General features: G+C 66.6%; 10 protein-coding genes. 4 read left to right on the top strand and 6 right to left on the bottom strand.

Annotated elements, in window-relative coordinates:
- Positions 1-225: 225 nt before the first annotated feature.
- Positions 226-1,152 (bottom strand): hypothetical protein, encoded by a 927-nt coding sequence (locus ACM6LR_RS23435; RefSeq protein ID WP_414944488.1) that lies wholly within the window; start codon positions 1,150-1,152, stop codon positions 226-228.
- Between the two features lie 443 nt (positions 1,153-1,595).
- Here ACM6LR_RS23435 and ACM6LR_RS23430 point away from each other — a divergent pair, with 443 nt between their 5' ends.
- Positions 1,596-4,547: an RICIN domain-containing protein gene (locus ACM6LR_RS23430; RefSeq protein WP_414941243.1), complete on the top strand. Its 2,952-nt coding sequence runs from the start codon at positions 1,596-1,598 to the stop codon at positions 4,545-4,547.
- A gap of 74 nt (positions 4,548-4,621) precedes the next feature.
- Here ACM6LR_RS23430 and ACM6LR_RS23425 read toward each other — a convergent pair whose 3' ends face one another.
- The 5 genes from ACM6LR_RS23425 to ACM6LR_RS23405 form a co-directional block, all read right to left on the bottom strand.
- On the bottom strand, positions 4,622-4,774 hold the full coding sequence (locus ACM6LR_RS23425) for a hypothetical protein (protein WP_414944487.1): 153 nt from the start codon (positions 4,772-4,774) through the stop codon (positions 4,622-4,624).
- 79 nt (positions 4,775-4,853) lie between these two features.
- Entirely contained in the window at positions 4,854-6,011 is a 1,158-nt protein-coding gene (locus ACM6LR_RS23420; protein WP_414941244.1) for an oxygenase MpaB family protein, read from the bottom strand.
- 204 nt (positions 6,012-6,215) lie between these two features.
- Entirely contained in the window at positions 6,216-6,584 is a 369-nt protein-coding gene (locus ACM6LR_RS23415) for a hypothetical protein (RefSeq protein ID WP_414941245.1), read from the bottom strand.
- Complete coding sequence (locus tag ACM6LR_RS23410; RefSeq protein ID WP_414941246.1) at positions 6,581-8,803, bottom strand: Orn/Lys/Arg decarboxylase N-terminal domain-containing protein; 2,223 nt, start codon at positions 8,801-8,803, stop codon at positions 6,581-6,583. The genes ACM6LR_RS23415 and ACM6LR_RS23410 overlap by 4 nt, the downstream gene beginning before the upstream one ends.
- A gap of 338 nt (positions 8,804-9,141) precedes the next feature.
- Entirely contained in the window at positions 9,142-10,359 is a 1,218-nt protein-coding gene (locus ACM6LR_RS23405) for a PP2C family protein-serine/threonine phosphatase (protein ID WP_414941247.1), read from the bottom strand.
- Positions 10,360-10,686: 327 nt separating this feature from the next.
- Here ACM6LR_RS23405 and ACM6LR_RS23400 point away from each other — a divergent pair, with 327 nt between their 5' ends.
- The 3 genes from ACM6LR_RS23400 (at position 10,687) to ACM6LR_RS23390 (ending at position 12,914) form a co-directional block, all read left to right on the top strand.
- Positions 10,687-11,241 carry a hypothetical protein gene (locus tag ACM6LR_RS23400; protein ID WP_414941248.1) on the top strand — a complete coding sequence of 185 codons (555 nt, stop codon included), beginning with the start codon at positions 10,687-10,689 and terminating at the stop codon, positions 11,239-11,241.
- A 241-nt stretch (positions 11,242-11,482) separates the two neighbouring features.
- Positions 11,483-11,611, top strand: coding sequence for a hypothetical protein (locus tag ACM6LR_RS23395; RefSeq protein ID WP_414941249.1), 129 nt, complete (start codon positions 11,483-11,485; stop codon positions 11,609-11,611).
- A gap of 76 nt (positions 11,612-11,687) precedes the next feature.
- Complete coding sequence (locus tag ACM6LR_RS23390; RefSeq protein WP_414941250.1) at positions 11,688-12,914, top strand: hypothetical protein; 1,227 nt, start codon at positions 11,688-11,690, stop codon at positions 12,912-12,914.
- Positions 12,915-12,938: the final 24 nt, after the last annotated feature.

The following is a 12,938-nucleotide window of genomic DNA, read 5'->3' as shown; positions in this document are numbered from 1 at the left end:
GGCACACCACTCCCCAGTAGTCGAAAAGATCGCGAATTCAGCGAAAACGCGGCACGAGACGGATTCGATGGAAACGTCACAGGCACCGGAATGAACGGAACGAGCACAGCTCGTCCCGTCCACCGGTGATTACTGTCGCCGCGGTGAATTGGTCATGCCGAAGACACCTTCCGACACATCGAAAGGAAAGTGTCCGGACTTATTCGAAATGCAGCGGAATCCGATTCAGCCGACCGGTGCCATCTGGTCGTGATGATCTTTGGCATGCTTTTCGACAGCCGACCAGTATCGTGTCTGGTCGTCGGCGAAAGTGCCGTCGGTGGCCCAGTTTCCGCGATTCTTGTCCGCCTTCGCGGCAATCATCGCCCAGACCGGGTCCGCACTGGCGTTGGCCCGCTCGATCACCGTCCGCCAGTACCGCGCCTGCTCGGCACAAGCTGCCGCCTCGCTCTCCCAGACAGCCCGGGCCTCGTCAGCCTTTTCCCTGGTCGTGGCCCATGCACGGGCGGCGACGGCCCGAGCCTGTTCCGCCGCGGCCCCTTCGGCCGCGAGCGCTTCTCGCTCGGCTTCCTCGGCATCGGCGATCAGCCGCGGGATCAGGGCGTAGAAGCGCACCCCGGCCTCCTGGGTGCGGATCCGGAAGATCTCGATGTCCGTCGCGGACGCCGCCATCCACTCGGACGCGAAGAACGCCCGAAGGTGACTGTCCGTGCCTCCGGCCCGCAGTGCGTGCTGGGCGGCCATCCGCACCTGCTCGCCCGGATCGGCCTCCGCCAGCAAGCGCACGAAGGCGCGATCCGCTTCCAGGATCTCTTGTTTGTGCTGTTCATCGGCCTCGCGAGCAGCATCGTCCAGCGCTTTCGCCGCGGCGAAGCCGGTACGGAAGAACTGCTCCTGCTGCGCGGAGTTGCCGTTGTAGGCGGCCTTGGCCTCGGCGTGCACGTTCGGCGAGAACTGCGCGCTGTAGTTGTTCATCACCCGCCGCGCGAACTCCTTGTTGCGCGCGTTGTAGGTCTCGGCCCGCTTCCTGGCCTCGAAGAACCCCGTCCGGACGAACTCCCGCAGCGCAGGCTCACCCTCGCCCGACCGCAACACCTGCCACGCCGCGACCCTGACCAGGTCCTCGGAGTGATACAAGGCGTTCTGCCGCACTATCGGATAGTAAATCGAATTCTCGATACCCGAAACGCTCGGACTATTGGCCGATCCTGTTACTCCATTCGCCGTAGCGACGTTAGCCCCGATGCCGATGATCGACAGCATGAGGGCGCCAACCAGTACACGAAGTCTCATCCCCAGAACCCCAGACCCCAGAATTACGTGCTGCCGCACTTGTCGGAAACTATGACACACGGGCACAACGCCCGTAAAGGACGTGATCCACGTCACAGTAGCAGTCTTTTTTTCGTCATGAACTGGTCTGCTATTCGCACTCGTGGTGGAGACCGAATGCCGGTCCCACGCGATTCATCCAAGGAGAGGATGTCTTGAACAGATACTGGGGTCCCTTCGCCGCGCCATCGGCACGGCGAAGAGGGGTTTTCAAACGATTTGTCGTCGCCACCGCGATCGTCGCGACAACGGCAGGTGTCGCGATGCCCGCCACGGCCGTCGCCGCGCCACAGGCGGCGTCGGCGGCCGCGGCGCTGTCGACGGACATCGAGAAGGGCAGCGCCGCCGCCGTACTGAAGATCGTGGCCGGGCCGGATCTGCTGATCCTCAGCGACCGGGGTTTCGTCGCCGCGATGTACTACGCCGCCGACGATCTCGACAAGCCGCACCCGCTCGAACCGGAACACCAGAAGCTCAAGGCGACGGCCATCGCCGCCCTCGCCGCCGACGGTGAGGCCGCGTCCACGCAGTGGATCAAGACCGGGATCCACGACGCGCACCGGGAAGACGAGCGGATCAACACCGACCGGCGGCAACAGCAGGAGCAGGAACGCACCGCCAAGGCGCTGGCCGCCTCGACCCTGAGCATCCCGGCCGACAACACCGTCCTGGCGAAGTCGATCTTCGACTTCATCGTCCACTTGGACCTGAACGCCGACGGCTACAAGGACATGGCGGTCAAGGAAGCGGCTCGCGCGGCGCTGCGGGGTACCGCGGACGACCAGTGGCGCTTCCTGACCGTCGTGCTCTTCGTCGAGCACAAGAAAGACGTGGATCGGGTGATCCAGGACGACACCACCAAGGACGAAGAGCGCAAGGCCGCCGATCGGGCGAGGGCCGCCAAAGCCAACGCCGTGTCGCACACCCTGGGATCCGTGCCCCAGACGCGACTGGAGTACCTGATCAACCTGAAGGACCGGGATTTCGTCGTCGAAATCTGGAAGGGCGTCCCCCGCGACACCGAGGTGCACGGCGCCGCCGAGGACGCCGTGAGCAGCCTCGACCCCGCGGATTGGACGTTCTTCATCAACCAGGGCGCCGAAGAGGCACACCTGCGGGACATCGTGAACGACCTGGCCAAGCGCGACCAGGAGTACATCCGGCAGATCACCGAACTGCGCACTCGCGCGGCGAACCAGCTGATCCGCCCGGCGCTGGTCGCGGCCGCCGACGTCGCCCTCGCCGGCAGGATGAGCGACCGCGGCACGTTCCTCCGGTCCGGTCAGTACGAGCACCTGGTCCAGACCCTGCGCGTCGACGCCCACAGCGGCCTGGACGTCTACCTGACCGACCGCAACGGCGACGCCGTGCTCGAACAGTGGCAGCCGGGCAACCGCCCGGAGGTGAAGTGGAAGATCGAGCCGGGCCTGAGCAATCCCGAATGCTTCTCCTTCCAGTCCGTCAGCCGCCCCAACCACTATCTGCGCTGGCGTTCCGGAGCTTCCTCGGCGGCCAACACGGCCGTCGTTCCCCCGCAGTCCCAGCGCGTGAAGGCCTATGTCGACCCGACCGACGGTTCGACCGCGTTCAAGGGCGACGCGACCTGGTGCGTGCGCGGTGACGCGTCGAGCGTCTCCATCCGTCCCTCGCGCAGTTCCGGCAAGTACCTGTTCGTCACCGGCGCGATCGACGACGACTACTACGCCGTCGCGACGAAGTGGCACGCCGAGGCGCCGCAGGCACTGCACCCGATCGACCGTCGCTACGCCGCGGAGAAGCCGCTGCGCGACAAGCTCGGCAGCCCCGTCGGCGACTTCGTCCCGGAGGGGACGTCCAACGGGGTCAGCCTCGGTCACCGGGTGTACGAGAAGGGCAGGCTCTACCTGACCGCGGGCAACGACGGGACTTCCCAGCGCATCGCGGTGCAGGTGGTCTACAACGGCCCGATCCTCGACAAGCTTGTCGCCCTGGGCGGCCCGGCCAAGGTCGGCGGCGCGATGACCGACCAGGTTCCGACCAAGGACAACAACGGTCAGGTGCTCCGGATCGTCAAGCCCACGATGGGCGGGCAGAACCTGCACATCGTCTGGAGCGCGTCGACGGGCGCCCACATCGTCTTCGGCCTGATCGGTGAGATCTGGGCGACGTCGGGCGGTGAAACGGGTCCGTATGGCTACCCGGTGAACGACGAGGGCACCGTCAGTGGCACGAACTTCCGCTACAGCCGCTTCGTCGCCGGTACCATTTACTACCTTCCCGGCAGCGCGATCCGGCAGGTCAAGGGCGAGATCCACCGGAAGTTCGCCGCCATGGGCTTCGAGGCGGGCATGGGTACTCCCGCCGCGGACGCCGGTACCTTCGGCCCGGACGGCAGCCCCATGCAGCGCTTCACCGCGGGTTCGGTCTACCTCACGCGGAACGGTACTGTCGCGATCAACGGGGACATCCACCGGAAGTTCGCCGAGTACGGCTACGAGACCGGCTCGCTCGGGCATCCGACGAGTGACATCCGGTCCACTTCGGACGGTGCGGGGAAGGTCGCCGACTTCGCCGTCGGTTCCGGCTCGATCTACTGGCACCCCAGCACCGGTGCCCGGCTGATCTACGGGAACATCAGCCTGAAGTACAAGGCGATGGGCGCGGAACGGTCGTACCTTGGTTACCCGAAGGCCGACGAGACCGGCTTGCCCCTCGGCAAACGCAGCGTGTTCCAGAACGGCCGGATCGACTGGAGCAGTGAGAACAACGTCTCCGTCGCCTACCGCTTAGCCGCCGTCCCGCACAGCACGATCGAGCTCAAGGGCGCCCAGTCCGGGCGGTGCATCCAGACGGCGGGCCTCATCGGCGAGGCCGCGCTGAACGATCTGGCGGGCATGGAACTGTGGGACTGCGTCGGCGGTGTCAAGCAGATCTGGGACGTGACCCATCTCGGCAACAACGTCTACGCGCTGAAGAACCGCCACTCCGGGAAGTGCCTGGACCTGCGCTACGGCGAGTTGCACAACGGCAACTCGATCGTGCAGTACCAGTGCCACAACGGAACCACCCAGCAGTGGGAGTTCACCACCACCGCGGACGCCACGGTCGCCATCCGCAGTGTGCATTCGGCCAAGATCGTCGAAACCGCCGACGCCAAGGACCCCAACGCCACCGCCGTCGTCCAGCAGGCGGACCGAGGCCTGGCGCACCAGCGGTGGACGGTCAACCCGCGATGACCTGATCGATCACCGCGATTCCTGAAAGGACAGACGACGACCGCAATCCGCTGCCGGGTTGCGGTCGTCGTGCGTCACGGGATCTCGTAGAACTTGTCGTGGTGGCCCGGCGTGCAGTAGTACTTGCCGTTCGCGTCCTTGACGATGCGATCCGGCTTCCCGCCGAGCCGACCGTGGTTACCGGGCCCAGCGAGTTGAGCTGGTTGTCGTCCACGCGGTTGTGCCACGCACCGAACTGGCCACTGTCCTTTGTGGTCGCGGATCCCTTGCTTCATCTTGAGCGCGGTGTCTTTCTGCGCCCCGATGTCATGTCCGCTGTGGTGTGGCCGGGCAGACGCCCGCGGCGAGCCATTTCTCCCGCAGGTCGGTCGGGATGGTCAGGACGGTCGACTGGCCATTGGTGAGGGTGCGGACGCTGCCGCCGAGCAGAAGACTGCTCGCCTTGTCGAGCACCGCCGTGGCCGCCCGGCTGCGGTCCTCCGTCCGCTCCAGCAGTCGCATGGCCCGCACGCCTGCGTCGACCGCACGGTCCCAGCCACGTGAGCGCGGTACCTCGAGCAAGTCGGCGACGTCCTCGGTGACGACCTGCCGGACCATCGCGGCGACCACGCCGTCGAACGCCTTGCCGGGCACCATGCCCTCATACAAGCGCAGGAGGTTACGGGTCAGCTCGATACCTTCGGCCGAGGGGGCATAGCTCGCCTCTACGAGTTCCGTGTTCAGTTCCTGAGCCGCTCGCAGCGTTTCAGGCATCGCCTCGGCCGGGATGCCGAGCATCGCCCCGGTCACCCGCCAGACGTAGTAGTAGTCCTCGGCTTCACGCTCGGTCACCGTGATACCCATCCGGCGCATCCCGTCGATGACCTGCACCGAGAAGATCAGCAGCGCTCCCAGCATGTCCTGCTGGCACAGCGGAACGCCGTCCGCCTCGACATCCCATTCACCGGACCGGGTGATGAAATACCGGACGGCCGCGTGGATCAGCCGGGTCTTCTGGATCGTCGGCACGAAACTGCCGCCGGAACCGAACGGTTCGGGACCCATCAGGTTCAGCACGAATTGAGAGGTTTCCGACAACCGGCGGTGTGGCTGGTTGAGCCGGTGGGTCAGTGACAGGACACGAGACGGCCGCGGTTGCGCGTAGCAATTCACCATCGCCCCGAACGACAGCACCGAGGCGACGTACACGCCGTCGTCGACGAAGAACTCGTACGCGCCCGCGACTCGTTCGAGATCCGCCCAGCCCGGTGGGGCATCAGTGTCGATCAGGTACCGGCGCACCGATTCCGGTAAGTTCTCCGGAATGGGTTGGTCGTTGTCCCGGAAGTGGGCCAACACCTCGTTCACCGCGCCCGTTCGCTCGACGGCCACCAGATCGGCGACGACGGCGTCGGCGAGTGGATCACCTTGGTACTTCAGTGCTTCGAGAGCGGAGAGCCCCACGGGCTCCAGGATTTCCGACATCAGACCAGCCTGATCCTCCTCCGAAATGCGGCGCTAGCGCCGTCCGGGGTCAGCCCGCACTCTTTGTGATGGCCGTGGTGATCACTGCCTGTGACACACTCGGTCATACCCTCGATCAAAAAAGCGCTGAAGCTTTCACGATTTCGACGGCGGCATTTCGATACTGACGGGTCGCCCGAAAGCGGTGTGGCGAGGTGCAGCAGTTCACCGGGCGGAAGTGTCCGCAACAAGGAATGGTGGATTATGGGGTTGGGTTCCTGGATCGGACGCGAAGTCGCGATCAAGGTTCGTTCTCCGCGTGACCTTCGCCGCAGGTCTGACCTTCGCCGGGATCGCCTGATGATGGACGGCGGAAAGACGCGACGGTTCCCCTCCAGGAGAGATTCTCTTGTGGGAGCTGATGCTGGTTTCGGCCGGACCGATCAGCGCCTGGATCGGCTGTACACGCATCAGGCGGCGCGCGCTCGCTTCGCCTGAGCGGAAGTCTTCGCGCTCGACCTGAAGGGCCGTTCCGCCTTGGACGACGTCGGTGCGCAGCGAAACACGCGGCCGAGGCATCACCGGCGTGGTCACCGCAGGCAGGTGATCCAGTAGCTTCCCTCGAGATCCCGGCTGACGCCATGGGTCTCACTGGGGAAACCGGGAAATTCTCGGTCGAACGTCTCCAGCGCACGCAGATAACGCAACACGGGACCGTCCGCGTCGCCGGTGCTCTCGCCGGGCATGAGCACCGGGATCCCCGGTGGGGTGGTGACGACCTGCGTCGCGACGGTACGTCCGGCGATGTCGGCGAGGCACACCGGTTCCGTTCCACCGCGAATGAGGCGTTGGTAGGTCTGCGCCGGGGTGAGCACGGCCGGGGTCGGATGGGTGAACGCCTCGTCGAGCAACGCGGTCAGCTCGCTCTTGCTGAGCTGCGTGTGCAACTGCGCGCAGAGCCCGGACAGCGTGAGGTTCCGGTACCGGTCCGGATGGGCTTTCACGAGGTCCGGCAGAACGTCGGTGACGGTCGCCTCCGAGTCGTACAGACTCTTGAAGTCCAGCAGCGCGTCGAGCAGGGTGCCCCACTTGCCCTTGGTGATACCCATCGAGAACAGGATCAGGCAGGTGTACGCGTCGGTCTTCTCCACGACGATCCCGCGTGCCTCCAAGTACATCGTGAGGATACGGGCCGGGATGCCCATATCGGAGACGTTGCCCCGCGCGTCCACACCCGGGCAGGTGATCGACACCTTGATGGGGTCGAGCAGGCAGTAGCCGTCCTCCATGCCTTCAAAGCCATGCCACTGCGCGCCGGGAGCCAGGGTCCAGCAGCCGGGCACGGTGCGCAGCAGCTCGAGCGGGGCGTCGGCGAAGGCGTGCAGCCGCCCGGTGGCGGGGTCGGTGACCTCGGTCGGCTGCCAGGTGCCGAAGAACCAGCCGGGCCGGTCACCGGCTTCGCGGATGCGCGCGCCGAGCCGGGCCACCGCCTGGCGGAACCGGATGGCCTCGGTGATCGCCTCGTCGGTGAGCCACCGGCCGCCCGCGCCGTCCATCATGGCGGCGGCCACGTCGAGCCCGGCGATCATGGGATACATCGGCGAGGTGGTGGCGTGCATCATGAAGGTCTCGTTGAACTGCCGGTGCTCGACCGGTGATCTCGGCGAGTTCTTGACGTGCACCATCGAGCTCTGTGACATGGCGGCGAGCAGTTTGTGTGTCGACTGGGTGGAGAAGATCGTCGGTCGCACGTCGTCGGGCAGTGCGTCGGCGTCGACGGACATGCCGTAGCGGCGGGCGTAAAGCGGGTTGAACCGGGCGTAGGCGAACCAGGCTTCGTCCAAGTGCAGCCGCGGCACGGAAGCGCCGAGCAACTCGGCGACGCGGACGGCGTCGTAGCACAACCCGTCGTAGGTCGAGTTGGTGATCACCGCGTACACGGGTTCCGCGCCGGCGGCCCCCTCGGTGAACGGGCTGCGACGGATCTGGGCCGCCACCGCTTCGGCTGCCATGACCGACGGCGGGATCGGACCCATGAGCCCGTAACCGTTGCGGGTGGGCACGAGGTAGACCGGTCTGCCTCCGGTGAGCGTCAAACCGTGGTAGATGGCTTTGTGGCAGTTGCGGTCGACGAGCACCAGCTCGTCGGTGGCGATGCTGGCGTGGCACGCGATCCGGTCCGCGGTGGAATCACCGTGCAGCACGAAGTACGTCAAGTCCGCGCCGAAGATCCGCGCGGCGTTGCGCTCGGCGTCGCCGATCGGGCCGGTGTGTTCGAACAGCGACCCGAGTTCGGCGACGGAGATCGACAGGTCGGTGCGGAACAACCGTTCGCCGTAGTAGTCGAAGAACGCCCGGCCGACCGGTGATTTCAGGAACGCCACGCCACCCGCGTGCGCCGGGGTGTGCCACGAGTACTCGTGCGTGTCCTCGAACCGGAGCAGCTCGCGGAAGAACGGCGGAAGCACACCGTCGAGGTACCTCTGGGCGGCGACCCCGATCCGGCCGGCGATGAACGCCGGTGTGTCCTCCAGCAGCCAGACGTAGCCGGACACCACCTCCGAAACCCACAACGGAAGATCGTCGACCGAGGCCGCCGTGGTCACCAGGAAGACCGGAAGCTTCGTGAACCTCCCCATGAGCGCCTTCAGCACGGTCTCCGGCGTATCGAGGTCCCACGACACCAACGCCGCCGAGAGATCCGCCCGGCTTTGCGTCAGTGCCAACGCGTCCTCGGCCGTGTCCGCCCACGCGACCGCATGCCCCTCGTCGCTCAGGCAGGCGCAGATCCGGTCCAGCTGATCGCGCGTCACCGCGCCACTCGAAGGGCGATCCAGCGCTACCAACACCGTTGAGCGAGACACATCGACTCATTCCGCCGGGCGACAGGGTTCCTCAAGCAGTCTTGGGCCGAATGGCCCACCTGTCGATGCCGCGAACGCGTGAGGAATTCGCCCCGGATGGATCAATACCCGCGCGGTTGTTCTCTCCTCACCCGTACCTGAGACGCCATCCGAGCGATCCGGCTGTGCGCAAGAGTGACGCGAGCGGCCGTCGACCTTCTCGAGGATCGCCACCGGGTCGCGCCGCTGGGTGGCGTCAGCGTGTAGTTGTCAGGGTGAAGGGGGTCCCGGGGGCCACCGCCGGACTGCTAGGCGGGCGAGGCGGTGTCCGTGTCGGCGCCGTTGTCGGCTTGACGTCTGGTGCGGCTGGCCCCGTGCCAGTCCAGACACAGCACGGTGGCGTCATCCCGCAGCTGATTACGGCAGGCATGTCTCACGGCCCTGGTCATCTCCCGCACCACCTCCCTGGAGTGCAGCCCCTCGGTCTCGCGGAGCAGAGCGGGCAAATCGACGTCGGCCGCGGCGCGTTCGACCATGCCGTCGGTGAGCAACACCAGCCGGTCACCGGGGCGCAGGTCCAGCCGCTGCACCCGGTACGGATACGGCTCGAGGCCGAAGAGCGGGTCGATCTCCAGCTCGATCGGCTCCACCACACCGTCGCGCAGCAGCAGCGGTGCGGGATGTCCGGCGTTCACCAGTTCGACCCGTCCCTGGTGCAGGTCCACGCGTAGGAGCAGCCCGGTCGCCAGCGCCAGCTTTTCGGTTTGGTCGAGCAGCGCCTGGTTGGCCTGCCGCGCCTGTTCCGCCAGGTCGCAACCGGCTCGGCGGGCTCTGCGCAGCGCACCGACCAGCAGGGTCGCGGTCAGTGCCGAGGCCACGTTGTGACCAGTGGCGTCGGTGATCGACAGGTGCAGCGTGTCGCGGTCCAGGGTGAAGTCGTAGGTGTCGCCGCCGATGTCGTCCGCGGGCACCAGGGCGCCGGCGATGGAGAACTGGGCCGCCTCACAGCAGGTCGCCGAGGGCAGCAACTGGTGCTGGATCTCCGCGGCCAGGCTCATCGAGGTGGTGCGGCGGCCGACGTGATAGACGTCGGTGAAGCGACGGTCGGTGACGATGACGTAGGCCAGTGCGTGCGCGGCCTGTCCCAGCTGCGCCAGTACCTCGTCGTCGTCGTCGAGGGAGGGCACGGTCACTTCCAGCACGCCGACGCAGTCGCCGCGATTGGTCACCGGCAATATCACCCGCACCCCGTCGCCGTCCTGATCCCGCCACGGCCGCTGGGTGCGCAGCACCTCCTCGTAGGCGCTGCCCCGCAGATCGACGCGCCCCGGGTCCTGCGCGGTCGAGGTCAGCCGGACCAGCTGTTCGTCGACCAGGTCGACCAGCAGGAACGACACGTCGAAAGCACCCAACCGCTTCGCCAGGTCGCGCGCGACGACCTCGACCGACTCCACGGGCGGTGCGCTCTCGGCCGCCGCCAGCACATCACCCGGGCCCAGCACACCACCGTCCACGACGATCTTCAACTCCTCGAAGTCCGCTTGCCCACATCACCCGCACCGAGCTTTCCCGGTGGCCTGGACATCTTGCCCTAGGTGGCTGATGGTCACCAAGACGGATGTCTGATGCCTGCACCACACCCCCTGGGTTTCGTCAGCGTGCCATCGAGTCGAACCGGCCACGGCGACAACCCTGTCGCCGCGCTGACGAGCACGAGCGCGGTAGTCCGTTTCATCATCGTTTCACCGGGTATCACTCGGCCGACCCGAAAGCCGGTGAGCCGAGGAGATTTCCGCCATGCTTGCTGCATTCCCTGTCCCCGCTGACCTCATCGCCGTAACCGGTGCGCGGCGATGAGCCCCCGGATCTCCGCGCCTTCGTCAGCGTGCGCACCGTCACCGGTCGCGCGACTCGAAGTCCGACATCACCTCCTGGCGATTCAGGGCCGGTCGGCACGGTTGCTGCGGCTCGCCGGTGTCCGGCCGGATTCGGCGTGGCTCGTGGTCGACGACGAATTCCTGTGGCTGCGCTTCTCGCACTGGACAGCACGGATTCCGGTGACGTCGCTGACCGCGGTACAGGTTCGCGATGGCACCCGCTGCCACCCCCGCCTGCGGTGGACACGACGACGGTTGACAATGGTGACCGCGCCAGGACGCCGGGTCCGGATCGTCGTGTCCGGGAGTGTTCCGGACATCCCAGGCTGGGGCGTCGCGACACCACGAGAGATCACGGTGACCCCCGAACGGCCCTATCAGCTCGCGCGCCGACTCCGCCAGCACATCGACGCCGCCACCTTCACCACCGTCGACCGCGTCCCCTCCCCCTCCGCCGTCGACACCGGACCAGTTACGGGATCGCCGACACCACCCGGCCGTCGACGCCCGCCACTGCGGCTTGTCAGGTGAACGCCACCCGACTCACGCTCCCGTTCTACTCCAACGCGCGCAAGACGTGACCGGATCGGTATTCGCTGGGACCACTGACCTTCAGCACCCTGTGCTGTGGGAGTCCACAAGCGTTGTCGTCGCGGGAAAGCAAGTCTGAAGATTTTCGGTCAGGTCTGATAGCTTCGCAGTCGAGCTTGTCCGAAATGTCCGCACTGGCGGAGTGGGCAGGCGTTTTCCCTCAGTGAACCGGAGGTGTGACATGGAGAAGCTGGCCGAGAAGATCGCCCGTGATGACGTGTGGGCGAAGTGGGTCGCGGCAAACTCGCAGCTGTCCGCCAAGGAGGGCTGCATCTCCCGCAAGGAGGGCTGTATCTCCAGGGCGAGCTGATTCCACCGTCGCGGGCGGCAGGGTGGCTCGTCCTCCTGCCGCCCGCGTTGTCCGCCCACCGCTGATTGGATCTCTGGTGCAGCCGACTGCCGAGATGCTCGACCATGTCCGGGATGTCCCGCTCTACCGGGAATCGCTGGCCGCCGGGACGTTCCCCGTGCTGGAGAAGGACGTCATCGCCCAGGGGTTTCCGGACAACTTCATGACCCCGGCACTGGCCGAGGCGCTGGAGACGGGCGCGGCCGAGTTCGTACTGTCCACCGGCACCAACCACGCGCGGATGCAGCTGATCCGCCCGCCCTACTTCCTGCTCAAGTCCTACTACCGCCTCTGGTCGGAACATCCGGCGATCACACACTCCTGGCAGGCCGGCTGCCCGCGGGTTTCGGTGACCACCGTGCTGGCCACCGAGCACGTCGCGCGGGTCAACGCCGACAAGCGCGGTGAGCGGCCCGCCGAGCACCCGCCGTTGTCCGACCGCTGGCTCGATGAACGCACGGTCTACGTCAACCAGCAGCTGGATCCGGCGTTGTGGACCCGCGCCGAGGTCGAGCGAATGCTGGCCGAGATCGAGCAGACCCGCGCCGGCCACCCCGCGGGCGAGTACCACCTCGACTGCTCCGGATACCACCTCGCGCACCTGGTGGACAAGGTGCGGGAGTTCGGATTGGAGCTACCGAGGCCGTCGAGCATCGTGCACGCCTACGAGTACACGCCGGACAACGTGTCCCGGTTCCTGCGCGGCCACTTCGACTGCCCGATCGTCGACCTGTTCGGCAGCACCGAGCTGGGTTACCTGTACTACAGCGATGGCGAGGGCGCCTACCACCCGTACTTGGACAAGATGGCGGTGGAGTTGCTCCCGGTGGAGCCGGGCAGCACGCTCTACGCGGTGATCGTGTCCAGCATCCGCAACGAGTGGATGCCGCTGATCCGCTACCGCTCCGGCGACCTCGCCCGTACCGTGGACGGTTCCCTCGACCCGGCGCGCATCGCTCGCTTCTGTGGCCGGGAGAAGGAGCTGATCCGCGTCGGTTCCACGCTGCTGTGCCACGGCGACCTCGACCGCTGGATCGGCGAGACAGCGCCGGAGATGTTCCTCTACCGGTTGCGCGTCGGCGAGGGCGCGACAGCGGAGCTGGAGTATACGACTTTCGACCGGCGGCCGACGCATACCGCCGCCTTGGTCGCGGCGCTCGCCGAGCATCTGGAGCTGGCGGTGACGCCGGTGCACCGCGAGCACATCCCGATCGGCAAGTCCGGCAAGTATGCCTGGCTGCACCCCGCGTCCCGCACCCGTTGACCCCCGATTCCAGATCTGGAGCCC

The organism is Amycolatopsis sp. cmx-11-32 (assembly GCF_047608695.1).
Classification (GTDB): Bacteria; Actinomycetota; Actinomycetes; order Mycobacteriales; family Pseudonocardiaceae; genus Amycolatopsis.
This window is presented reverse-complemented; position numbering and strand designations above follow the sequence as displayed.

Bases quoted from the DNA above. Each gene is read 5' to 3' on its own strand.
- ACM6LR_RS23430 (WP_414941243.1), top strand. From the start codon at position 1,596: ATGCCCGCCACGGCCGTCGCCGCGCCACAGGCGGCGTCGGCGGCCGCG.
- ACM6LR_RS23420 (WP_414941244.1), bottom strand. From the start codon at position 6,011: ATGTCGGAAATCCTGGAGCCCGTGGGGCTCTCCGCTCTCGAAGCACTG.
- ACM6LR_RS23400 (WP_414941248.1), top strand. From the start codon at position 10,687: ATGAGCCCCCGGATCTCCGCGCCTTCGTCAGCGTGCGCACCGTCACCG.
- ACM6LR_RS23395 (WP_414941249.1), top strand. From the start codon at position 11,483: ATGGAGAAGCTGGCCGAGAAGATCGCCCGTGATGACGTGTGGGCGAAG.